This window comes from Aeromonas sp. (assembly GCF_051657805.1).
Classification (GTDB): Bacteria; Pseudomonadota; Gammaproteobacteria; order Enterobacterales; family Aeromonadaceae; genus Aeromonas.
In genome coordinates, this window is record NZ_JBOFLJ010000024.1 from 573,296 (window position 1) to 595,413 (window position 22,118).

Below are 22,118 nucleotides of genomic sequence, written 5' to 3' on the forward strand. Positions count from 1 at the left end.
ATTAACCACCGAAGTCATCCAGCAGGATGTTTTCGTCTTCAACGCCGAGGTTTTTCAGCATGTTGATGACGGCCGCGTTCATGACGGGAGGCCCGCACATGTAGAACTCGCAATCTTCCGGCGCCTCGTGGTTCTTCAGATAGTTCTCGAACAGCACGTTGTGGATGAAGCCGGTGTAGCCGTCCCAGTTGTCTTCCGGTTGCGGATCAGACAGGGCGACGTTCCAGGTGAAGTTCTCGTTCTCGGCCGCCAGCATGTCGAAGTCTTCGACATAGAACATCTCGCGCTTGGAACGGGCACCGTACCAGAAGCTCATCTTGCGCTTGGTCTTCAGACGGCGCAGCTGATCGAAGATATGGGAGCGCATCGGCGCCATGCCCGCACCACCGCCGATGAACACCATTTCGGCGTCGGTGTCCTTGGCGAAGAACTCGCCGAACGGACCGGAGATGGTCACCTTGTCCCCTGCCTTCAGGTTGAAGATGTAGGAGGACATCTGGCCGGGAGGCGCAGTCCAGTTGCTCGGCGGCGGGGTCGCAATCCGCACGTTCAGCATGATGATGCCGAACTCTTCCGGATAGTTGGCCATGGAATAAGCACGGATGATCGGCTCATTGACCTTGGACTCCAGCTCGAAGATCTTGAAGCGATCCCAATCACCGCGATATTCCTCGGGAATATCGAAGTTCTTGTACTGCACGTGGTGTGCAGGGGCTTCGATCTGGATATAACCACCGGCGCGGAACGGCACGCTCTCGCCATCCGGGATCTGCAGCTTGAGTTCCTTGATGAAGGTGGCCTTGTTGTCATTGGAGATGACGGTACATTCCCACTTCTTCACCCCGAAGATCTCTTCGGGCAGTTCGATGTCCATGTCGGAGCGCACTGTGACCTGACAGGCCAGACGCTCCCCATGACGGGCCTCGCCCTTGCTGATGTGGTCCAGCTCGGTCGGCAGGATGTCGCCGCCGCCGGCCTTCACCCGCACCTTGCACTGACCACAGGAGCCGCCGCCGCCACAGGCGGAGGAGACGAAGATACCGCTGCCGGCCAGGACGCCGAGCAGCTTGCCACCCGCCGGGCTGGTGACAGCCTTGGCCGGGTCGCCGTTGATGCTGATTGTCACGTCACCCGCGGTCACCAGCTTGGACTTGGCGAACAGAATGACTGCCACCAGGGCCAGCAGGATCACGGTGAACATGACCACACCCAGAATAATTTCCATCTATATTTCCTTTCCGATTACAGGGAAATACCAGAGAAGGACATGAAGCCCAGCGCCATCAGACCCGCGGTGATGAAGGTGATGCCGAGGCCGCGCAGGCCTTCCGGAACATCGGAGTACTTCATCTTCTCGCGGATCCCCGCCATCGCCACGATGGCCAGCATCCAACCGGCACCCGAGCCAACCCCATAGACCACAGACTCCACGAAGTTGTAGTCACGCTGCACCATGAAGGAGACGCCACCGAAGATGGCGCAGTTCACCGTGATGAGCGGCAGGAAGATGCCGAGCGCGTTGTAGAGCGCGGGGAAATACTTGTCCAGCGCCATCTCCAGGATCTGCACCAGGGCCGCGATCACCCCGATGAAGGTGATGAAGCTCAGGAAGCTCAGATCCAGGCCCTGTACCAGGGCGCCGTCTTTCAGCACGTAGTTGTAGATCATGTTGTTGGCCGGCACGGCCACAGTCTGTACCACAATGACGGCGATACCCAGACCCATGGCGGTCTTGACCTTCTTGGACACCGCCAGGAAGGTACACATCCCCAGGAAGAAGGAGAGCGCCAGGTTTTCGATGAAGATCGAACGAATCAACAGACTCAGATAGTGTTCCATACCTTAATCCTTTGCCTCCACCTGCTTGGGATCCTTGGTGCGTACGCCCCAGATGATCAGACCAATGATGAAGAATGCACTCGGCGGCAGCAGCAGCAGGCCGTTAGGCACATACCAGCCACCGTTGTTCACCAGCGGCAGCAGCTCGATGCCGAACCAGGTGCCGGAGCCCAGGATCTCACGCACCGTGGCCACGGCCAGCAGCACGGCGCCATAGCCCAGACCGTTGCCGATGCCGTCCAGGAAGGAGGGCAGCGGGGCGCTCTTCATGGCATAGGCTTCGGCACGACCCATCACGATACAGTTGGTGATGATGAGGCCGACGAACACCGACAATTGCTTGGAGATGTCATAGGCATAGGCCTTGAGCACCTGGTCAACCACGATAACCAGGGATGCGATCACCGCCATCTGGGCGATGATCCGCACGCTGTTCGGAATGTGGTTGCGGATCAAGGAGATGAACAGGTTGGAGAAGGCGGTGACCGCGGTAACGGCCAGCGTCATCACGAACGCTGTCTTCATCTGGCTGGTAACGGCCAGCGCGGAACAGACACCCAGCACCTGCAGTGCGATGGGGTTGTTGCCGAGCACAGGCGTCAACAGCAATTTTTTCATTTCGCTCTTGTCAGCCATTGTTGATTTCTCCTGCACGTACCTTGGCCAGGAAGGGACCGAAGCCCTTGGGGCCCATCCAGAAGTCGAAGGTGTGCTGTACGCCATTGCCGGTCAGGGTTGCACCGGACAGGCCATCGATTTCATGCTCGGAACCAGCCGGAGCATGGCCCTTGATCACTCGCAGCGCCGGCTGACCGTTCTGATCGAACAGCTTCTTGCCGACGAACAGCTCGCGCCAGGCCGGGTTCTCGATCTCACCGCCCAGACCCGGGGTTTCGCCGTGATCATAGTAGGTGATGCCCTTGATGGTCTGACCGTCGGCCGCGACCGCGACGAAGGCATACATGGTGGACCACAGACCCTGGCCGTAGATCGGCAGGATGATGTTGTCGACCTTGCCGTCGGCATCCTTGGCAAAGAACACGGGAACCAGCTTGGAGATCTGACGCAGGCCGGCCTTGTCGTCAGCGGGAGCCAGACGAATGCTCTGGGCCGGATCCTTGGCGGCTACCTTGGTGTCGAAGTTGTCGGCGTCGCCGTCAACGAATTCACCGGTCGCGAGATCCACCAGGCGCGCTTCAATCTGATTGCCATACAACTGGGCCAGGTCACGCTTGGCCACCGAGCTGGCATCGACACCGGCGACGGACAGGATATTGCTTTGCTTGTCCAGCGCCTTGTTTTCCAGCTGAGCCGGACGCAGCCCCACGGCGGCCACGGAGACCACGATGGAACAGACCAGGCACAGACCGGTCACGACGGTGAGGGTGCCGATAGTAGAGTCTTTATTAAACGCCACGTGCGATCCTCCGCTTGATGTTCGCCTGCGCCACGAAATGGTCAAACAAGGGGGCAAACAGGTTGGCAAACAGAATGGCCAACATCATGCCTTCCGGGAATGCGGGGTTCACGACCCGGATCAGCACCACCATGACGCCGATGAGGGCCCCGTACCACCACTTGCCCTTGTTGGTAAAGGCGGCGGAGACCGGATCGGTCGCCATGAATGCCATACCGAAGGCGAAACCACCCAGCACCAGATGCCAGTGCCACGGCATGTTGAACATGGGGTTGGTATCGGAACCGATGACGTTGAACAGCAAAGAGGTCGCCACCATGCCGATCATCACACCGGCGATGATGCGCCAGGAGGCGATCCGCATGTAGACGATCATGGCCGCACCGATGAGGATCATCAGGGTGGAGACTTCACCGATGGAGCCGGGCAGGTTGCCGAGGAAGGCATCCATCCAGCTGATGGCTTCGCCGGTGGCACCGTTGATCAGCGCCATCTGGCCGCCCTGGGCCCACTGGCTCAGTGCAGTCGCGCCGGAGTAGCCATCGACGGCCACCCAGACCGCATCACCGGAGATCTGACCCGGGTAGGCGAAGAACAGGAAGGCACGACCCGCCAGCGCCGGGTTCAGGAAGTTCTTGCCGGTACCACCGAACACTTCCTTGGCCAGCACCACGCCGAAGGTAATGCCGAGGGCGGCTTGCCACAGGGGCAGCTCGGGCGGCACTATCAGGGCGAACAGGATGGAGGTCACGAAGAAGCCTTCGTTGATCTCGTGCTTGCGCACCATGGCGAACAGCACTTCCCAGAAACCACCGACGATGAAGACGGTGATGTAGATCGGGAAGAAGTGCGCCGCACCGATCAGCATCTTGCTGCCGATGCCGGCTACGGCCGGATCCAGCGAGGCCCCCAGCAGGGTGGCGAGGGTGTATTGCCAGGTATCGGCACCGGCCGCGCTGCCCAGGTGGGCGATGGCGGCGATGGACTGGTTGCCGACGTTGTACATGCCCCAGAACATGGCCGGGAACACGGCCAGCCACACCATGATCATCATGCGCTTCAGATCGATGGCGTCACGGACGTGGGCGGCATTGCGGGTCACGGACCCGGGGGTATAAAACAGGGTGTACGCCGCCTCGAACAGGGCATAGTACTTAGCGTACTTGCCGCCCGGCTCGAAGTGATGTTCCATATTTTCAAGAAGTTGCTTGAAACTCATCGCTTAACCTTCCAGTTCTATCTTGGTCAGGCACTCACGCAAGACGGGGCCGTACTCTGTCTTGCCGGGGCAGACGAAGGTACAGAGCGCCAAATCTTCCTCATCCAGCTCCAGACAGCCGAGCGCCTGGGCGTTGTCGGTGTCACCGGAGATCAGATCCCGCAGCAGCAGGGTCGGCAGGATGTCGAGCGGCATCACGCGCTCGTAGTTGCCGATAGGCACCATGGAGCGATCACTGCCGTTGGTGGTGGTGGTGAAGTTGATGAGCTTGCCTTTCACCAGGTGTGCCAGGGTGGTGCGGGTGATGGAGAACTTGTTGGCACTGGGGTTGACCCAGCCCAGGAACTCTTTCTCGCGGCCTTCGCCCAGCACGCTCACCTGATTGTGATAACGGCCCAGGTAGTCATGGACCCCTGCCGCCTTGGCACCGCTCAGGATGGAACCGGAGATGACACGGTTTTCGTCCGCACGCAGCTCGTTGTTGGTCAGCTGGCTGATGCAGGCGCCCAGACGGGTGCGCAGCAGGCGCGGCTTGATCACGTTCGGACCGGCCAGGGCGATCACCTTGTCGGTGAAGATCTGGCCCGTGGTGAACAGCTTGCCGTAGGCGATCACGTCCTGATAGTTGATGTGCCACTGCACCTTCTTGGCACCGACAGGGTCCAGGAAGTGGATGTGGGTACCGGGCAGACCGGCAGGGTGCGGACCGACGAAGATGGCTTCCTTGACCTGTGCCAGGGAGGCGTGCGGCAGGCTGGCCTCGCCCTTGCAGACGTGGACGGTGCCATCGGTCAATCGACTCAGCACGGCCAGACCATCGAGGAAGGCCTGGGCCTGTTCCTTGATGATGAGCTCGGCATTGGCGGCCAGCGGATTGGTGTCCATGGCGGTGACGAAGATGGCGCGAGGGGTGGAACCCACGGCCGGCACCTTGCTGAATGGACGGGTACGCAGTGCGGTCCACTGACCTGATGCGACCAGGATCTCCTGCACCTTGCTGCGCTCGAGCTGTGCAAGCTCGGCAGACGCAAAGTGTTCAAAGGTTACCTGCTCGTCGGAGCCATCGAGATCGATGACGACAGATTGCAGAACACGCTTGGCACCACGGTTGATCTCAGAAACCACACCGGTGGCAGGGGCCGTGAATTTAACGCCGGGATTCTTCTTATCTTCGAAGAGCTCCTGACCTTTAATGACGCGATCACCTACTTTGACGAACATAGTAGGACGCATCCCCACGAACTCTTCGCCGAGTGTAGCAACACGGGTGATGGCCGGGCCATCGTAGATTACTTGCTCCGGAGCACCCAGCACGGGGATGTCCAGTCCTCTTTTAATTGTAATCATACTCACTTGCACTACCGTTAAGGGAAGACAGGTTGGTTAGCGCCGAGAAATACATCACGACGAGTTGTTGAATGAGCCCGTCCATATCGCGACAAAATGTCGAAAAAACAAACAAATTAGCAACATACAGGATCATTCAAAAGCGCCTGAGTTTACCACCTTAGGCGACTCAGCTGCCACGCCAAATGGGGAAAATCCCCGCGCTATCACAAAATTAACCTTCATTGAATATTTCCTCCCTGCCCCTGCAACCCGTGGTTTTAAAGGATTTTTTGTTTGACTAACCCTATGGAGGTATTTTTGGGGTGGCAGGCGATGGATTAGAAAAAATAATCCTGGCCCGCCGGCAGGTTACACCCCGTCAGCAGGCTCAGTTCGTGATAATTTTGTTAATTGGTCGAGGATTAGGTAATGAAAACGTCAATGGGTCATGCGAAGGGGGATTTGCTGACGCAGCTCGGCGTACTGGGCGCCTGTTCCCGCTGCTGCCATTCAGCGTCGGTATAGGTATGCAGTGCCAGCGCATGAATAGCCCCGGCCAACTCCTCGGCCAGCACCCCGTTGACCTGACGATGACGACTCAGCAGTCGCTGCCCCTCGAACGCCTGACTCACCACTATCACCTTGAAGTGGCTCTCCGAACCCGGTGCCACCCGGTGCATGTAGCTCTCGTTGATCACCTCCAGGTAGCTGGGGGACAAGGCGGCGGCCAATTTGGCCTCGATCTGTTGTTGCATGCTCACGACAAGAACTCCCAAGATGGATGTGCGGCCATTGTAAGCCAGAGCCGACCCCGGATAAATCGCGTCGACGACCACGGGGGCAGATCCCCCGCGCACCGGGCTGGTGAAATTCTGCGTCCCCGCTAGAATAGCGCCACTTCAACGACAGGACCGCCGCCGGCTGTCGTTGCCATATATAAGCATCACCTTGGACCCTTCTCTTATGCTGACCCTACTCGACACGGCTCATTGTCGTCTGACCCTTTACCGGTATCCGCGGCAGAGCCAGGATCCCCTGCAGGCCTGGGATGCGGCAGACGAGTATCTCATCAACGAGCTCGCCGAGTCGCCGCTCGAACAGGACGGCCCCGTCATCATCATGAACGACGGCTTCGGAGCCCTGACCGCCTATCTGCACGGCCATGTCCCCCTTTGCGTGACCGACTCCCATATCAGCGAGCGGGCGACTCTCGCGAATCTGGCCGAGAACGGCCTGGATCCCCACCCCATCCGCATGCAGGATGCGCTGGCCCCCCTGCCCGCAGCTCCCGCGCTGGTGGTCATCAAGGTTTCCAAATATCAGGCGCTGCTGGAGCAGCAGCTGCTGGCCCTGCGTCAGGTGGTGACCCCGGCCACCCGGATCCTGGCGGCGGGCAAGGCGAAGGATATTCACTCCTCCACCCTCAAGCTGTTCGAGAAATACCTGGGCGAGACCCGCACCTCCCTCGCCTGGAAGAAGGCCCGCCTCATTCACTGCACGCCCGCCTCCGAGCGCCCGGCACTGGCCAACCCTTTCCCCACCACCTGGCCGCTGGAGGGCAGCAACATGCTGATCCACAACCACGCCAACGTGTTTTCTCGCACCAGTCTGGATATCGGCGCCCGCTTTATGCTGGACAATTTGCCCATCCACAGTGCGCGCAGAGTGATCGATCTCGGCTGCGGCAACGGCGTGCTGGGGCTCTCCCTGCTGGCACGGGACAGCGAGGTGGAGGTGACCTTCATCGACGAGTCCCATATGGCTGTGGACTCGGCGCGGCTGAACGTCCAGCACAACCTGCCGGATGCCCTGCCCCGCGCCCACTTCCTGGTCAATAACTGTCTCGATGGGATGGAATCGGGCGCGGCCGATCGCATCCTCTGCAATCCCCCCTTCCACCAGTTGCAGGCAATCACCGACCATATCGCCTGGCAGATGTTCACCGATGCGCACCGGGTGTTGCCTCAGGGAGGGGAACTCTGGATAGTAGGCAACCGTCATCTGGACTATCACAACAAACTCAAGCGCTTGTTTGCCAACGCACAAGTGGTTGCATCGAACAGCAAGTTCGTTATTTTGAAAGCCATCAAACGCTAAAGGAAACCATGATGAAAAAGTCACTCTTGCTGCTGGCCGCCCTGATGCTGGGTGGTTGCGCCACCCACTGGCCGGAGACCGCCCTGCTCAATCCGCAAATCATCCCCGCCAACCAGCAGTATTACTCCGGCAACCGGATCACCATGGAAGGGGTGGACAAGCGTGAAGCCGCCTATGTCTTCTCCATCAAGAAGAAAGAGAAGGCCCCCGTGCTGGTCAACAGCGCCCAGCCCCTCAACAACCTGCTGGCGGAGAAGCTGGCCGAGGGCCTGCGCAGCCAGGGGCTCGAAGTGGGTAACAGCGGCACCACCAACCTGACCCTGGCCATCTCCACCGCCGCCGTCACCGTGGAAGAGAAGACCTTCACCTATGTGACCAAGTCCAAGGTCAGTCTGCAGGTGATCGCCGATTTCCAGGGCAGCAAGCTGACCAAGCAGTTCAACATGTCCTCCAGCAAGGAGGAACCGGGTGAGCCGAGCATGGCCGATCTGGAGTCCACCCTGAACCAACAACTGGGTAGCGTGCTGCAGCAGATAATGGCCGATGAGGCCCTGCGCGGTTATCTCAAGGGTCAGCCGAGCTAAGCGAGGGATAGATAGATGAAGAAACTCTGGTTATTGGCCATGCTGATCGCCCCCCTGGCCTTCGCCGGCCCCAAGGTACGGATGGAGACCAACCACGGCAACATCGTCGTTGAGCTGACTCCCAAGCAGGCGCCGCAGACGGTGAAGAACTTCCTGCGCTACGTGGCGGACGGCAGCTATGACGGCAGCCTGTTCCACCGGGTGATCCAGAACTTCGTGGTGCAGGGCGGGGGCTACAACCAGCAGTTCCAGCCGCTGCCGACCTTCGACCCCGTGGTGAACGAGTCCAGGGGCGGTCTGCCCAACAAGCGTGGCAGCATCGCCATGGCCCGCACCCAGGCCGTCGACAGCGCCACCCGCCAGTTCTACTTCAACCTGGCGGACAACGACAACCTCAACGCAAATGCGGGCGCCGGTTACACCGTATTCGGCCAGGTGGTGCAAGGCATGGAGGTGCTGGACAAGCTGGCCCAGGTGCAGACGGGCTACAGCTCCATCCTGCGGGCCAACGATGTGCCCACCAGCCCGATCATCCTGAAGAAAGTCGTGTTGCTGGCGGAGAAATAACGCGGACAGGATCACATCCTGCCCCATCACTGCCAAGGTCGCCGGCGCCCCTTTCTATACTCTGGCCTTGCCCCCATGCCGGGGGCATCCCCAGAGGAGAAGAAGGAGGCGCCGGTGATCTATCAGACCTACATAACCCAACACGCGATGCCGCTGGCCCAGGCGGTTCGTCACTTCCTGGCACGGGAAATTCCCTACCGACAGCTGGAAGATCTGAGCTGGCAACTGCTCTCCCACTGGCAAGCCCTGCCCCACAGCGCCGACAAACAACCGGCCAATCAGCGTGAATCCGTCTTCTGGCACCTGCTGCACAGCCTGCATCAATGGGACGAACAGCAGATCGGTGCCGATCCCTGGCTGCGTCTGCAGCTGATGGCCTGTGCCAACTTTCTCGTCGAACAGGGCCCCTGCCCGCCTCATTGCGTCGGCTCACGGCCCTGAGGAGCCAAGAACGCCCCTCGGCTTGCCTTGGCTATCCCCCTCGAACCTGACAAAATAGCCACCTTTTCCCCGAGGAGTCAGGCATTTGAACACTCTCCGCCCGCCCAGCCGCAACCCGGGCCGCCTCACCAGCTGGCGAGATGCCCTCGCCGTCTATCTCGAGGCCCGGGTACTCATCCTGTTCGCCATGGGCTTCTCCTCCGGCCTGCCACTGCTGCTGGTATTCGGCACCCTCTCATTCTGGTTGCGAGAGGCCGATGTCAGCCTGACCGATATCGGATACATGAGCTGGGTAGCCCTGGCCTACGGCTTCAAGTGGGTGTGGTCCCCCCTGGTCGATCGTCTGTCGCTGCCCCTGCTCTCCCGCCTGCTGGGGCGACGGCGCAGCTGGATGCTGCTCTCCCAGCTGCTGACCGCTCTCGCTCTGGTGAGTATGGCCTACTGCGATCCCAAGACCCAGCTCGCCCAGCTCGCCCTCTTCGCCCTGCTGGTGGCGTTTGCCTCGGCCACCCAGGACATCGTCATCGACGCCTACCGCATCGAGTCCGCCCCCGAACGGCTGCAGGCGGCCATGGCGGCCTCCTACATGACGGGTTACCGGCTCGCGATGATCATGGCGGGCGCCGGCGCCCTGGCGCTGGCGGCCTGGCTCGGCAGCAACAGCGGCTACGACTATCGCGGCTGGCAGCTCACCTATCTGTGCATGGCGGGGCTCATGTCCCTCGGCATCCTCACCACTCTGCTCTGCCATGAACCCGATATCGATCTGGCCCGCCAGAACGAACAGCAGGCGGAGCGCAAGGCACAGCTGCAACATCAGGGCTGGCCAAGCCTGCTGGCTGGCTTGGGGGCCTGGATCTATGAGGCCATCTGGTGCCCCTTTGCCGATTTCTTCCGCCGCTACGGTGGCTCGGCCCTGCTGATCCTGGGGCTCATCGCCTGTTACCGCATCTCGGACGTGGTGATGGGGGTGATGTCCAACAGCTTCTATGTGGATCTGCAGTTCAGCAAGACGGAGGTGGCCACCATCACCAAGGTGTACGGCGTCATCATGACCCTGGTAGGGGCAGCCCTGGGAGGGGTGCTGGTGATGCGGCTGGGGACCTTGCGCATCCTGTTTCTCGGCGCCGTGCTCACCGCCAGCACCAATCTGCTGTTTGCCCTGCTCAACGAGGTCGGCCACAACCTGGAGCTGCTGACCCTGATCATCTCGCTGGACAACCTCAGCGCAGGTATCGCCACCGCCGCCTTCGTGACCTATCTGTCGAGCCTGACCAACGTCGCGTTTTCGGCAACCCAGTATGCGCTGTTCAGCTCCATCATGTTGCTGCTGCCCAAGCTGCTTGCGGGTTTTTCCGGTCGCTTCGTCGAGCTGTTTGGCTACAGCAACTTCTTCATCGGCACCAGCCTGCTCGGGGTTCCCGTGATGGTGCTGATCATCATGGTTGCCAAACGGAGCAAGCATTTGTCACCACAAACGAACAAATAGCAAGCGTTTGCCTAAATGAGGGGGTGATTAGATTCACAAATCCTGACAAAGTTCCCTGGCTCTTGTTTATCCGTTGAAATTATTTGGCTAGAATCCCTCCCGCTCCTTGTGGGCAGGCTACGGAAAACCTCAACTAAACACACAAGAGACCAATAAAATGGCCAAATTTACCAAGACTCTGATCGCTGCCGGTCTGCTGGCTGCATCCGCCACCCCGGCTTTCGCTGCCGACTACAGCGGTGACATCCACAAGAACGACTACAAGTGGATGCAGTTCAACGTGATGCACACCATCGACCAACGCCCAACTTTCACTGAAGATGGTCATTACAACGATACCTATCTGGAAATGGAGTTTGGTGGCCGTTCTGGTATCTTCGATCTGTACGGTTATGTCGACGTATTCGATATCTTCGACTCCAGACACGATGATAAACATGGTGGTGACAATCTGTTCTTGAAGTTTGCTCCCCGTATATCTTTAGATGCACTGACTGGTCAGGATCTCTCCTTCGGCCCGGTACAAGAAGTTTATGTTGCAACCCTGTTTAACATCGGCGGGTCTGAAGGTCTCAATGAGAGCCTTGTTGGTATTGGTACCGATGTCCAGGTTCCTTGGTTCGGCAAAGTAGGCATGAATCTCTATAAGCGCCATGTCAACGAAGGAGAATTGGAAGGCTGGAATGGCCAACAGTTCTCCATGAACTGGTTCAAACCATTCTATACCTTCTCCAACGGCAGCTTCATCTCTTACCAAGGTTACCTTGATTATACTTGGGGCATGAAAACTACCGATTCAGACTTCTACCACTCCGATGGTTTGGGTAACTTCCACGGTATTTACTGGCACTCTGATCGTTATGCTGTCGGCTATGGCCTGAAGTACTTCAACGAAATTTACGGTCTGAACAACAGTGACCTGACCAAATCCACTGGTTTCGGCCACTACTTCTCCGTGACCTACAAGTTCTAATCGAACGGGTTTCGCAGAAACAAAAAACCGGAGCAGCTGCTCCGGTTTTTTTATGGCGTTTTCGCCGAATTCTCTGTCGCGAAATAATGAGGAAGGCCGAGCCCTCCCCATCCATCATCAGTCGCGGAAGTTCTGGAACTGCATCGGCTGGCCCAACTCGGCCCCGCGTACCAGCGCCATGGTCTCCTGCAGATCGTCACGCTTCTTGCCGGTGACTCGCACCTCGTCACCCTGGATGGCAGCCTGCACCTTGATCTTGGAGTCCTTGATAAGCTTCACAAGCTTCTTGGCCACTTCCTTGTCGATCCCCTGCTTGAACTTCACGGTCAGGTGGAAGCGCTTGCCGGAGTGAACACTGTCGCCCACATCCATGGAACTGTTCTCGATCTGGCGCTTGAGCAGGGCCCCGCGCAGGATCTCGACCATCTGCTTGAGCTGGAAATCGGCATCGGCCTCCAGCTTGACCTCTTCTTTGTTCAGTTCGAAGCTGGCTTCCACCCCACGAAAATCGAAACGGGTCGCCAGTTCACGATTGGCGTTATCGACGGCGTTCAACACCTCGTTCATTTTGACTTCAGAGACAATATCGAATGACGGCATAGCCGGGCTCCTCATGCTGTGCTGTATGTTGTACTTATAGGTGCGCAAATCTACCAGAAAACGGGCAAATTTGCTGATTTCGATGGAGGGGCTCTGCTAGAATTCCCTCCGCACAGGAATGGCGAGACCCGTTAGCGTCCGCCAAGCGACATCTCCCTTATCCCGGTAGCCGGTTGACTGGAATGCGACCCCTACCCAGACTGAGCCTCTCCATGCCAAGCGGATTACGCGACAACAACCTGAAAACCAGCCGACACCCTCTCCCCCCTCAATGGACCCTGCTGGGCTGTGGCGCCCTGGGTGGCGTGTTTGCCTCCCTGCTGACCCTGAGCGGTCAATCGACCCGCGTCCTGCTGCGCGAACGGCACCGGGCGACCCTGCATCCCGGCATCGATTTCACCTCCCTCGATGGCCACACCCAGCTGCTCGCCATCGAGCGTGGCTTCGTCAACCAGCCCGGCCAGATCAAGCGCTTGCTGGTGATGACCAAGGCAGGTCAGGTTGTCCCGGCCCTGAGCCCGCTGGTCGGGAAACTGGCCGCCGGCATCCCCATCGTCTTGCTGCACAATGGCATGGGGGTCGCCGAGCAGGTGGTGCAACTCTTCCCCCACAACCCCGTCATCGCCGGTGTCACCAGCCACGGTGCCATGCAAGGCGGTCACTTCGTGTTTCGCCACACCGGCAAGGGGGAAACCTGGCTCGGCCCGGTCAACGAGGTGGCCAAGGCCCACGCCCATCTGGCGGATGAACTCGCCCGCGCCCTCGGTCAGGCAGGCTGGGATGAGCAGATCCTGAACCGCCAATGGCAGAAGCTCGCCGTCAACTGCGCCATCAACCCCCTCACGGCACTGTACAAGGTCAAGAATGGCGAGCTCGCCGGCCCCCGCTTCACCGATGCCCTGCAGCAGATCTGTGTGGAGGTGGCGGATGTGATGACGGCAGAAGGCCAACCCACCAGCCAGGAGGAACTGCTGCGCCGGGCCATGATGGTGGTGGAGCTGACCGCCGACAATTACTCTTCCATGTATCAGGATCTGGAGCTGGGGCGCGAGACAGAGATCGAGGCCATCACCGGTTTCCTGCTGGCCAGGGCCGCACAGCACGGTATCGCGGTGCCGGTCAATCAGGGCCTCTACCAGGCCATCAGAGAGAAGCAATAAACTCGGCTAACGCCATTTAAGAGGAGTGAGCGATGAGCGTCTTGATATTGGTCGCCCCCGGCTCGGAAGAGATCGAGACGGTCGCCATCGTCGATACCCTGGTGCGGGCCTCCATCGAGGTGGTGTTCGCCTCCTGCTGCCCGGCGGGTCAGCGCCAGATCCGTGCCTCCCGCGGGGTGCAACTGGTAGCCGACTGCCATATCGACGAGCTGACCAGCCGTGACTTCGAGGCCATCGTCGTGCCGGGCGGCCTGCCCGGCAGCGAAGTCATTCGCGATACGCCGCTTGCCATCGACCTGCTCAAGGAGCAGGCTCTGCTTGGCCGCTGGCGCGCCGCTATTTGTGCGGCCCCCGTGGTGGTGTTGCAGCACCACCACCTGCTGGGGGATGCGCGGGTCACCTGCCACCCGGGATTCCAAGCCCAACTTCCCGCCGCTCAACTCAGCACGGAGCGGGTGGTAATAGACGAAGCGCACCGCCTTATCACCAGCCAGGGCCCCGGCAGCGCCATCGAGTTCGCCCTCGAAATCGTGCGGGTGCTGCGCGGTGACGAGGCTGCCCGTGCGGTGGCAGACCCCATGGTAATGCCCCCCTCGCTCACGTCCTAGAGACCCCTCCCCCTCTCGCAATGACAGAGCGCCCCTTGCTGATTGGCAAGGGGCGCTCTGTATTAGGAAGGCCGCTTAGCAGCCCGCCGGCTCAAAATCGACTCAACTCAGCATTTGAGGTCTGAGCTATTCCATCAGCAGGTGGTTATCGCTGTAATCTACCGGGATGGCCACTACCGCCGGCCCGCTCACCGCCATGGCGGCGCGCAGGGTCGGTCGCAAATCCTCGGCGCAGGTGACGGCAAACCCGGCTGCCCCGAATGATTCGGCATAGGCCTTGAAATTGATGGGGCCGAAACTCACCCCGGAGCTACGGCAGTACTTTTTCTCCTCCTGCATCGCCACCATGTTGTAGCCGTTATCGACCCAGATGATGTGCACTATGTTGGACTTGAGCCGCACCGCCGTCTCCAGCTCCATGCTCGACTGCATGAAACTGCCATCGCCGGACACAGAGATGATCTTCTCCCCCGGGCGCACCATGGCTGCCCCGATGGCCCAGGGCAGCGCCACCCCCATGGTTTGCTGGCCGTTGGAGATGAGCACCTGGCGGGCCCGGAAGCTGTAGAGGTAGCGGGCAATCCAGATGTGGAAGCTGCCCATGTCCACGCACAGGGTCATGTCCTGCCCTATGATGTCCTGCAACTCCTTGACGATGCGCAGCGGATGGATGGGTGTGCCTCCCAACCGGCCGGCATGTTCGGCGAGCTGATGGCGCTGGGCACGGATCTCGCCAAGCAGCGCGGTAATGGCCGGATCCCGCGCCAGCGGCTGGTGCAACATCCGGGTCAGCCGCGCCAGGTTGGCGCTGATGGAGCCCACCAACTCCACCGCCGGGCAGTAGCTGCTGTCGATCTCCGCCGGCAACGCATCGATGTGCAGCAGCTGGCGCTCGCCGGTGCCGTTCCACAGCACAGGGTCGTATTCGATGGGGCTGTAACCGATGCAGACCACCAGATCCGCATCCTGCAGCAGCTTGTCCCCTGGCTGGTTGTTGAACAGCCCCACCCGCCCGGCAAAGTCATCGAAATGGTGGGTATCCACCACCCCGGCCGCCTGATAGGTGCCGGTCACTGGCAGCCGGCTCTTGTCGAGGAAGGCACGCACTGCGAGGGAGTTCTCCGGCCGGCTGGCCAGCAGACCGAGCAGCACCACCGGCTTGCGAGCTCGCGCCAGCAGACTCAGCGCCCGATCGATGCCGCGTTCGTCAGCCGCTCCCGGCTCTGGGATGGCGCTCGGCACCAGAATAGTGCCATCGGCCGGCTCGTTGATGATGTCCATCGGCAGGCTGACGAAGGCTGCTCCGGGCCGTCCCAGCTCGGCACTACGAAAAGCGTTGGCCATCACCTCGGAGAGGGCGGAGCCGGTGCCCACCTGGGCGCTGAACTTGGTAACCGGCCGGCACAGGCTGACGGTATCCAGGCTCTGGTGCGTCAGCTTGAGGCCGTCTGCCCGCCGCACGGCACCTCCCAGCGCCACCATGGCATCCCCTTCCGAGGTGGCGGTCGCCAGACCTGTGATGAGGTTGGCGCAACCCGGACCCGAGGTCACCAGTGCGACTCCTGCCTTGCCGGTCAGCCGGCCGACGGCGGCAGCCATGAAAGCGGCATTCGCTTCGTGGCGTACCACTATGGTCTCGATGGGGGAATCCTCCAATGCATCGAACACCCTGTCTATCTTGGCCCCGGGAATGCCGAATACCTGCTTGACCCCCTGCGCCTCCAGATGGCGCACCACCAGTTCGGCCCCACAGGCCCAGTGTTGATTTTCCATGATGTCACTCCTTGTTAAGCGAAGGGCTCAGCCTTCGGCGGCGCGGATGGCGCGGTCCAGATCGGCGGGATTGAGGTCGGCCTGCTGAAAGGCCGGATTGCGGGGCAGCTCGATATTGAGGTGTTGCACCACCGACAGCTGCAGCTGGCCGTGGCCCATAGCGTAGTCGAGGATGTGGCCGCCCCCCCGGCGATCCTCGGTGATGAAGTGCTCGTGATAGCCGGCCACGTTGATCCCCTGCACGAAGGGCGGGCAGCGAAAACCGACCAGAGTGCCGCGCCGCTGGCTGAACGAGAACAGCGGCTGGGCCTCGATGGCCTCCAGCATGGGCTTGTAGGGGGGGGTCTGGCAGGGGACGGTGCGCACCTGCGCCTGTTCGAACAGGCCGTCGAGCCGAAAGGCGACGAAGACGTTGTCTGTGCCCACCAACCGAGCCACCCACTGGTGGATCTCTTCGCGGCTCAAGGGGTGATCGAAGCGGCGCTGCAGACAGGGGCGAAAGTGGGTCATCACCGCAAACGGGGTCTTCTGCTCGGCCCTGGCTGGGCGGGCCGAGCCATCGGCTTTGAGCTGGTGGATCTGGCGCTCGAAGGCAATCAGCTCGCCATCGAGCCGGTTGAAGGTCCCGAGGCCAAAGTCACCGTGGCGCAGCAGGTCGGCCATGGTGGTCTCCCCCTCGTAAACCCCCGCCAGCAGGGCACTCATCAGGGAGCTCTGATAGACCTCGCCGCCCCCCTGGCGAGCCTGCCAACGGGCAAACTGCTGGCTTATCTCGATGGCGCAGTCACATGATGAATTGGTTTCCATTTGGATTTCACCTCTAATCCTGTTAGGTTGGCAACTCAGGATTCAATAGTGACCAAGATCACAATTTGATACCAATATCCAAACCCATCAGCTTCGAGACGTACCAGATATGGAATTCCGTTACCTGCGCTACCTGGTGGCCGTGGCAGACAAACAGAGCTTTACCCGCGCCGCCGAGGCGCTGGGCATGGCCCAGCCGCCGCTCAGCCAGCAGATCCGCAAATTCGAACAGGAGGTGGGCACGCCGCTGTTTCACCGGCTGACCCGCAGTGTGGAGCTGACCGAAGCTGGGCTGAGCCTCTATCAAGATGCCAAGGGGATACTGGTGCAGACCGAACAGGCCATGCAGAAGGCCAGGCGCATCGCTCGCGGCCAGCTGGGCTCGCTGCGCCTCGGCTTTGCCGGCTCCACCGTGCTGCACCCGAGCGTGCTGCAACTCATTCACGACTTTCGCCAGGCCTGGCCGGATGTCAGCCTGCACCCCATCGAGAACAGCATGCCCAACCTGGTGCGCGATCTGGTGAGCGAGGAGCTGGATGCCGCCATCCTGCGCCTGCCCTGCAGTAGCAGCTCGGCACTGGCCCACCACCTGATCGATGAAGAGGAGATGCTGATCGCCCTCCCACCGCACCATCCGCTGGCCGGCAGTGGCGCCATCCCCATCGAAGCGCTGGCGCAGGATCCCTTCATCCTGTTCCCCCGCGAGCTCGGACCCGGGCTGCACGACGCCATCACCCAGTGCTGCCAACGGGCCGGCTTCAGCCCCCGCCTCGGCAGTCAGAGCCCGCAGGTGATCTCCACCGTCGGCATGGTGCAGGCCGGTTTCGGGGTCGCCATCATCCCGCGCTCGGTGAGCGAGCTACACCCCCACGGCGTCAGCTATCACCCCATCGCCACCGAGCCGCTCACCACCCGCATCAGCCTCGCCACCCGCCGCCATCCCCGCCAGAAAAGCCTGCAGCATCTGATTGGGCTGATCCCGCGCCAGCCTTGACTCAACGTCATGCAGAACTTGATGATTAAAGAGGGGAACTTTAGAGACAGGATCTGTCGATTTCATGGCCACACCACACCTCTATCAGCTTGGACTTGGCGCTCATAATGCTAGATTTTGCCGGCTCAATTTGGCTAATCAGCGATTATGTGGAGCGGGAAGACGGCATGCAGGGAGATTCTCCCGACGCCCTGAACCATCCAATCAGGAACCCCATAAACGTAATGAAATAGGTGAAAACCAAGATGATATTGATCAATATCTTATAGTAAATACTCTCAATTTCCTCTTCCGAAGTTGGATTGAATTCATCATTCAAAAAAACAATAACACTTCCATCTGGCTTTTTTTCTATATTCAAAACCAAGCCAGAAAGCGAATGTCTGCCTGGAATTACATCTCCATAAACATAGTGTGAAACACCACTAACAATGACATCGCGACTAATCATCGGACTGATTACTTTTTTTACTTCTTGTCTTTTAGCAGATGATGACGTAACCAACTCTGCTGGACCATAAAAATTTTCATAAATCCTTCTCCCTAAAGTCTCAGGATCATCAACCACATATTTTGAAATGTATTCAAGGATGAATGCTGGAGATGTGTCAAAATCATATTTATTTTTTCCAGTTACGCGAATAGTGATCGGACAACTCACCTTCTTACTGGCCTTCATATTTACAAGGTATTCATAAAGTTCAGGATAACGCTCTGATAAAGTGCCCTCAAAGTCAGACTTGGCACTGTAATCTATACCAATGATATGCTGAAAGGAATCTTTTATATCTTCGATGTCAATCGAACTCTTATCACGAAGACAAACTATATCATCAGCCCCATTTGCAATGGCTAGAGTACCACTTACATGAATAAAGTCTTGTGGTGAAACATCGTATAATGTAGAAAAATTTTTTCCATCGATTGCTATTTCCCTATTGTATTCTGTAAGTCCAGCGTGGACTTGGTAAGCAGGCGACTGGTATAGATTTTGAAGCAAAACAATATGCGCAATCAAAAAAAACAATGCCAGAGCACAGTTAAATTGACGAGAACCAAACAGTAGGGATTGAGCACCGTCTACATATTCTTTATTATTTATTCGCTCTGGGGAGAAAAATAATTCACGGTGAGTGCGCTGGCAATGGAGTCTATAGCACTCCCCTGGCTGCAACTTCTTTGCGGGGTCACTAACCAGGTACCCATTGATAACTTTCCTTTCGCCAAATACGTTATTAGCTGGCAGGAGCAAGCAGCGTCCATCAAGCACAAACAAACGGTGCAATCTTAAGACCATCCATGAATAAACGCCCAACATACTGAGCATTAAGATGGTTAATATCAACAAAGTGGGGATACTATTTTCCAAAGAGGAAACAAAAGTAAATATTGAAAATATAGGAAAAATGATATGTAAGGCCTCAAGATAGACAACATCAAATTCTCTGGGCACCCACTGTTTGGACAGTTCCTCTGACTTACGGACTTCAGAAACAAGGAAAGCGCCGTCTACACTGACGGCGTAGAGCGCATCTTTATAGATAAGACCCCGGATAACAACACTACGGGGTGAATCCTTGCAGTAAGTGGCTGGCGGCCAGTAAACGGACTCCACCCTCACATCACCAACACAGGTATCCTGCCACCGTTGCCGCCACCCTGGCGCCAATTCACGTACGTTATAAAGACCTTCATGTTGATAGATAGTTCTGTCGGTAAATCGTCGTTTATATATCTTTCTCAGCCAAACCAGATCCGCATCAGATAACTCATCAGCAGTTTTACTCCTCACCTTCAATCGAGCAATTGCGTCATCCCTTTCCTTCTGGCGCAAAGAGTTATCTGACCACCAACAAAGCAACGCTATGGCCTTGATAATGCTTATTAAGATAGGTATAAAATAGCTTAACAATGACATCTCCTTGATGTGATGCTTGGAGTGAGAGAAAATAAAAGCCTGACATTGACAACAATATATATTGCAACTCTAAGAGTCTAAATAGTAAAAACTAAAACATCATGGGATATAAAATATCTTGCCAAGTTATCCTCATCCCATAACTAATCTGCTTCATGATCTACTGCACCACCTATGCAGGTCATGGCCCGGTCTATAACCTGGAGTCCAGTTCTCTACTAGAACAAGCGAGCTGGCAGTGATAGTAGCAACTTCAGGCATCTTTCCATCTCGCCTTGCGAAGCAGATAGAGCCCACTTAGGCAGAGCAAACCGACTCATGGGTTGAAGGGGTCAACGCCTGAACGGCCTGCGGGGTTATCTCCTCCCCCAGCAACTCACGCACGTCACCCACGGTGAAGATGTTCCGGCCCTGGGCATATTGTTCCGCCAGCAGCTGGTTGCAACGGGTCAGCCGCTCGCTCGGTTTGGCCCACTGCTCGGGTGGCAATGGCTCACTCCAGGCTGCCAGCTCGGGATGGGCAGCGAAGTAGTGTTCGGCGAAGCGCTGCTGCAAGCAGCTCTGGATATTGATGCGCAGTATACCAAAACGGGTGCCGTTCAGTTCCCACCAAAGGCGGCGCAAGGGGGAGAAGGCGCTGCGGGGTATCTTCCGCTCCCGACAGAACTCCTCAATCATGCCGTCAAAGGTGACCGGGGCCGGCTCGTCGATGACCTCGGGCCCCTCTTCCATATAGCGGCGGATCATCTCCCACTCGCCGGCCCCCACCTCCTTGCTGAGGGTGCCGACATTCATGCCGGACCAGAAGTGGCCGGGTCGCTCGTCCGAGTTGATACCGAAAAAAAGGCTCGCCATGGTCATGACACCACTCACCGAGACGGCTGAGCCTTCTCCCACCATGGCGCACATCTCTTCCCAAGGGAAAATCCGGACTTCGGTGCGCTTGGTGCGCTTGTCCCAGCGCGACAGCATCACTTCGCGGCGCTGGCGGTGAAAGCGGAACGGTAATACTCGGCGAAGTTGTTGTTGATGCTCCCACAACATTTTTAATGTCAAAAACAAGGCAAAACCGGGCCCCATTCCTAGTAACACAACGGCACCCAGCAGATTCATCCAGCTAAACTCCATCACCCATTGGTTGTGCCCTACCCAGACCTCCTGATAGTTGCCAGCCCAAACGCCAGCCCAGCTCTGCCCGTCGCTCAACCCATTATGACCGGGCGGCCCCCAAAAGAATGCAGCAAAAACGACCAATCCCATGATCCAATACATATACAGGATTTGTGTTTGAAAGAGAGAGCCTCCCGCCCCCCCCAGCTCGATATAGTGGGGGTACTTTTTGGTCAGCCAGTCAGTGCGGCGCACCGGTGGCACATTGGTCATCACCGGCAGGGGGCTGAATACGGTACGGGCGCCGAAGCGCTCCTGGCGGTGTTGGCCGGCAAAAAACGGCAATGCTGAGTGTTTCATCCGTTCTCTATATCGATGCTGTCAGGTGGGTGGCAGTCACATCCCACCAACGATGGTATCCATTAGGGTGTCAACGCCTGAGCGGCCTGCGGGGTTATCTCTTCCCCCAGCAACTCACGCACGTCACCTACGGTGAAGATGTTCCGACCCTGGGCATATTGCTCCGCCAGCAGCTGGTTGCAACGGGTCAGCCGCTCGCTCGGTTTGGCCCACTGCTCGGGTGGCAATGGCTCACTCCAGGCTGCCAACTCGGGATGGGCAGCGAAGTAGCGCTCAGCGAAGCGCTGCTGCAAGCGGCTCTGAATATTGATGCGCAATATACCAAAGCGGGTACCGTTCAGTTCCCACCAGAGGCGACGCAGGGGCGAGAAGGCGCTGCGGGGTATCTTGCGTTCCCGACAGAACTCCTCAATCATGCCGTCAAAGGTGACCGGGGCCGGCTCATCGATGGCCTCGGGCCCCTCTTCCATATAGCGGCGGATCATCTCCCACTCACCGGCCCCCACCTCCTTGCTAAGGGTGCCGACGTTCATGCCGGACCAGAAGTGGCCGGGTCGCTCGTCCGAGTTGATACCGAAAAACAGGCTTGCCATGGTCATGACACCGCTGACCGAGACGGCTGAGCCCTCTCCCACCATGGCGCACATCTCTTCCCAAGGGAATATCCGGACTTCGGTGCGCTTGGTGCGCTTGTCCCAGCGCGACAGCATCACCTCGCGACGCTGGCGGTGAAAGCGAAATGGCAATACTCGGCGAAGTTGCTGTTGGTGCTCTCTCAGTATCTTGACTGTCAAAAACAAAGCTAAACCAGGCATCGTTCCAAGTAATAAAAT

22 protein-coding genes are annotated in these 22,118 nt (G+C 58.5%); 9 read left to right on the forward strand and 13 right to left on the reverse strand.

Going from position 1 to position 22,118, the window contains the following annotated elements; translation table 11 throughout:
• Position 1: 1 nt before the first annotated feature.
• The 7 genes from nqrF to ACRCYW_RS11695 form a co-directional block, all read right to left on the reverse strand.
• Positions 2–1,225, reverse strand: coding sequence for an NADH:ubiquinone reductase (Na(+)-transporting) subunit F (gene nqrF, locus ACRCYW_RS11665; RefSeq protein WP_438550260.1), 1,224 nt, complete (start codon positions 1,223–1,225; stop codon positions 2–4).
• Between the two features lie 17 nt (positions 1,226–1,242).
• A complete protein-coding gene (nqrE, locus tag ACRCYW_RS11670; RefSeq protein WP_438550261.1) occupies positions 1,243–1,839 on the reverse strand; it encodes an NADH:ubiquinone reductase (Na(+)-transporting) subunit E in 597 nt (198 codons plus the stop codon).
• A gap of 3 nt (positions 1,840–1,842) precedes the next feature.
• Positions 1,843–2,475: an NADH:ubiquinone reductase (Na(+)-transporting) subunit D gene (locus ACRCYW_RS11675; RefSeq protein ID WP_100857978.1), complete on the reverse strand. Its 633-nt coding sequence runs from the start codon at positions 2,473–2,475 to the stop codon at positions 1,843–1,845.
• Positions 2,468–3,256, reverse strand: a complete 789-nt coding sequence (locus ACRCYW_RS11680; protein WP_438550262.1) for a Na(+)-translocating NADH-quinone reductase subunit C — start codon at positions 3,254–3,256, stop codon at positions 2,468–2,470. Before ACRCYW_RS11680 ends, ACRCYW_RS11675 begins: the two co-directional genes overlap by 8 nt.
• A complete protein-coding gene (locus tag ACRCYW_RS11685; RefSeq protein WP_438550263.1) occupies positions 3,246–4,475 on the reverse strand; it encodes an NADH:ubiquinone reductase (Na(+)-transporting) subunit B in 1,230 nt (409 codons plus the stop codon). Before ACRCYW_RS11685 ends, ACRCYW_RS11680 begins: the two co-directional genes overlap by 11 nt.
• Positions 4,476–4,478: 3 nt before the next feature.
• The gene (locus ACRCYW_RS11690) at positions 4,479–5,822 is read right to left on the reverse strand and encodes a Na(+)-translocating NADH-quinone reductase subunit A (RefSeq protein WP_438550264.1); all 1,344 of its coding nucleotides are present in this window, start codon (positions 5,820–5,822) and stop codon (positions 4,479–4,481) included.
• 428 nt (positions 5,823–6,250) lie between these two features.
• The gene (locus tag ACRCYW_RS11695; protein ID WP_438550495.1) at positions 6,251–6,559 is read right to left on the reverse strand and encodes a BolA family protein; all 309 of its coding nucleotides are present in this window, start codon (positions 6,557–6,559) and stop codon (positions 6,251–6,253) included.
• 208 nt (positions 6,560–6,767) lie between these two features.
• On the opposite strand from ACRCYW_RS11695, the gene ACRCYW_RS11700 reads away from it, so the two are divergent.
• The 6 genes from ACRCYW_RS11700 to ACRCYW_RS11725 all read left to right on the forward strand — a co-directional run bounded on the left by ACRCYW_RS11700 (position 6,768) and on the right by ACRCYW_RS11725 (position 11,955).
• Positions 6,768–7,901 (forward strand): methyltransferase, encoded by a 1,134-nt coding sequence (locus ACRCYW_RS11700; protein WP_438550265.1) that lies wholly within the window; start codon positions 6,768–6,770, stop codon positions 7,899–7,901.
• Positions 7,902–7,912: 11 nt separating this feature from the next.
• Complete coding sequence (locus ACRCYW_RS11705; RefSeq protein ID WP_438550266.1) at positions 7,913–8,485, forward strand: YajG family lipoprotein; 573 nt, start codon at positions 7,913–7,915, stop codon at positions 8,483–8,485.
• Between the two features lie 15 nt (positions 8,486–8,500).
• The gene (locus tag ACRCYW_RS11710; protein WP_438550267.1) at positions 8,501–9,052 is read left to right on the forward strand and encodes a peptidylprolyl isomerase; all 552 of its coding nucleotides are present in this window, start codon (positions 8,501–8,503) and stop codon (positions 9,050–9,052) included.
• Positions 9,053–9,127: 75 nt separating this feature from the next.
• Positions 9,128–9,493 carry a hypothetical protein gene (locus ACRCYW_RS11715; RefSeq protein ID WP_438550268.1) on the forward strand — a complete coding sequence of 122 codons (366 nt, stop codon included), beginning with the start codon at positions 9,128–9,130 and terminating at the stop codon, positions 9,491–9,493.
• A gap of 85 nt (positions 9,494–9,578) precedes the next feature.
• Positions 9,579–10,982 (forward strand): AmpG family muropeptide MFS transporter, encoded by a 1,404-nt coding sequence (locus ACRCYW_RS11720; RefSeq protein ID WP_438550269.1) that lies wholly within the window; start codon positions 9,579–9,581, stop codon positions 10,980–10,982.
• 157 nt (positions 10,983–11,139) lie between these two features.
• Positions 11,140–11,955, forward strand: a complete 816-nt coding sequence (locus ACRCYW_RS11725) for an outer membrane protein OmpK (protein WP_438550270.1) — start codon at positions 11,140–11,142, stop codon at positions 11,953–11,955.
• Positions 11,956–12,072: 117 nt separating this feature from the next.
• On the opposite strand, the gene ACRCYW_RS11730 is transcribed toward ACRCYW_RS11725, so the two are convergent.
• Positions 12,073–12,555, reverse strand: a complete 483-nt coding sequence (locus tag ACRCYW_RS11730; protein ID WP_010673357.1) for a YajQ family cyclic di-GMP-binding protein — start codon at positions 12,553–12,555, stop codon at positions 12,073–12,075.
• Positions 12,556–12,767: 212 nt separating this feature from the next.
• Here ACRCYW_RS11730 and ACRCYW_RS11735 point away from each other — a divergent pair, with 212 nt between their 5' ends.
• Positions 12,768–13,715 (forward strand): ketopantoate reductase family protein, encoded by a 948-nt coding sequence (locus ACRCYW_RS11735; RefSeq protein ID WP_438550271.1) that lies wholly within the window; start codon positions 12,768–12,770, stop codon positions 13,713–13,715.
• 32 nt (positions 13,716–13,747) lie between these two features.
• Positions 13,748–14,323 carry a DJ-1 family glyoxalase III gene (locus ACRCYW_RS11740; RefSeq protein ID WP_438550272.1) on the forward strand — a complete coding sequence of 192 codons (576 nt, stop codon included), beginning with the start codon at positions 13,748–13,750 and terminating at the stop codon, positions 14,321–14,323.
• Positions 14,324–14,449: 126 nt separating this feature from the next.
• Here the strand turns inward: ACRCYW_RS11740 and alsS are convergent, their stop codons facing one another.
• Complete coding sequence (gene alsS, locus ACRCYW_RS11745) at positions 14,450–16,096, reverse strand: acetolactate synthase AlsS (RefSeq protein ID WP_438550273.1); 1,647 nt, start codon at positions 16,094–16,096, stop codon at positions 14,450–14,452.
• Positions 16,097–16,123: 27 nt separating this feature from the next.
• Entirely contained in the window at positions 16,124–16,903 is a 780-nt protein-coding gene (budA, locus tag ACRCYW_RS11750) for an acetolactate decarboxylase (protein WP_438550274.1), read from the reverse strand.
• 109 nt (positions 16,904–17,012) lie between these two features.
• Here budA and ACRCYW_RS11755 point away from each other — a divergent pair, with 109 nt between their 5' ends.
• A complete protein-coding gene (locus tag ACRCYW_RS11755) occupies positions 17,013–17,897 on the forward strand; it encodes a LysR family transcriptional regulator (RefSeq protein WP_438550275.1) in 885 nt (294 codons plus the stop codon).
• 145 nt (positions 17,898–18,042) lie between these two features.
• On the opposite strand, the gene ACRCYW_RS11760 is transcribed toward ACRCYW_RS11755, so the two are convergent.
• The 3 genes from ACRCYW_RS11760 to ACRCYW_RS11770 all read right to left on the reverse strand — a co-directional run bounded on the left by ACRCYW_RS11760 (position 18,043) and on the right by ACRCYW_RS11770 (position 22,079).
• On the reverse strand, positions 18,043–19,809 hold the full coding sequence (locus ACRCYW_RS11760) for a hypothetical protein (protein ID WP_438550276.1): 1,767 nt from the start codon (positions 19,807–19,809) through the stop codon (positions 18,043–18,045).
• A gap of 303 nt (positions 19,810–20,112) precedes the next feature.
• Positions 20,113–21,285, reverse strand: a complete 1,173-nt coding sequence (locus ACRCYW_RS11765; RefSeq protein ID WP_438550277.1) for a hypothetical protein — start codon at positions 21,283–21,285, stop codon at positions 20,113–20,115.
• 62 nt (positions 21,286–21,347) lie between these two features.
• On the reverse strand, positions 21,348–22,079 hold the full coding sequence (locus tag ACRCYW_RS11770) for a hypothetical protein (protein ID WP_438550278.1): 732 nt from the start codon (positions 22,077–22,079) through the stop codon (positions 21,348–21,350).
• Positions 22,080–22,118 lie beyond the last annotated feature (39 nt).

Excerpts from the sequence above, each read along its gene's own strand:
- ACRCYW_RS11740 (WP_438550272.1), top strand. The coding sequence starts at position 13,748 with ATGAGCGTCTTGATATTGGTCGCCCCCGGCTCGGAAGAGATCGAGACG.
- ACRCYW_RS11675 (WP_100857978.1), bottom strand. The coding sequence starts at position 2,475 with ATGGCTGACAAGAGCGAAATGAAAAAATTGCTGTTGACGCCTGTGCTC.
- budA (WP_438550274.1), bottom strand. The coding sequence starts at position 16,903 with ATGGAAACCAATTCATCATGTGACTGCGCCATCGAGATAAGCCAGCAG.
- ACRCYW_RS11715 (WP_438550268.1), top strand. The coding sequence starts at position 9,128 with ATGCCGGGGGCATCCCCAGAGGAGAAGAAGGAGGCGCCGGTGATCTAT.
- ACRCYW_RS11755 (WP_438550275.1), top strand. The coding sequence starts at position 17,013 with ATGGAATTCCGTTACCTGCGCTACCTGGTGGCCGTGGCAGACAAACAG.
- ACRCYW_RS11735 (WP_438550271.1), top strand. The coding sequence starts at position 12,768 with ATGCCAAGCGGATTACGCGACAACAACCTGAAAACCAGCCGACACCCT.
- ACRCYW_RS11725 (WP_438550270.1), top strand. The coding sequence starts at position 11,140 with ATGGCCAAATTTACCAAGACTCTGATCGCTGCCGGTCTGCTGGCTGCA.
- ACRCYW_RS11685 (WP_438550263.1), bottom strand. The coding sequence starts at position 4,475 with ATGAGTTTCAAGCAACTTCTTGAAAATATGGAACATCACTTCGAGCCG.
- alsS (WP_438550273.1), bottom strand. The coding sequence starts at position 16,096 with ATGGAAAATCAACACTGGGCCTGTGGGGCCGAACTGGTGGTGCGCCAT.
- ACRCYW_RS11730 (WP_010673357.1), bottom strand. The coding sequence starts at position 12,555 with ATGCCGTCATTCGATATTGTCTCTGAAGTCAAAATGAACGAGGTGTTG.
- ACRCYW_RS11695 (WP_438550495.1), bottom strand. The coding sequence starts at position 6,559 with ATGCAACAACAGATCGAGGCCAAATTGGCCGCCGCCTTGTCCCCCAGC.
- nqrE (WP_438550261.1), bottom strand. The coding sequence starts at position 1,839 with ATGGAACACTATCTGAGTCTGTTGATTCGTTCGATCTTCATCGAAAAC.
- nqrF (WP_438550260.1), bottom strand. The coding sequence starts at position 1,225 with ATGGAAATTATTCTGGGTGTGGTCATGTTCACCGTGATCCTGCTGGCC.
- ACRCYW_RS11700 (WP_438550265.1), top strand. The coding sequence starts at position 6,768 with ATGCTGACCCTACTCGACACGGCTCATTGTCGTCTGACCCTTTACCGG.
- ACRCYW_RS11765 (WP_438550277.1), bottom strand. The coding sequence starts at position 21,285 with ATGAAACACTCAGCATTGCCGTTTTTTGCCGGCCAACACCGCCAGGAG.
- ACRCYW_RS11710 (WP_438550267.1), top strand. The coding sequence starts at position 8,501 with ATGAAGAAACTCTGGTTATTGGCCATGCTGATCGCCCCCCTGGCCTTC.
- ACRCYW_RS11705 (WP_438550266.1), top strand. The coding sequence starts at position 7,913 with ATGAAAAAGTCACTCTTGCTGCTGGCCGCCCTGATGCTGGGTGGTTGC.
- ACRCYW_RS11690 (WP_438550264.1), bottom strand. The coding sequence starts at position 5,822 with ATGATTACAATTAAAAGAGGACTGGACATCCCCGTGCTGGGTGCTCCG.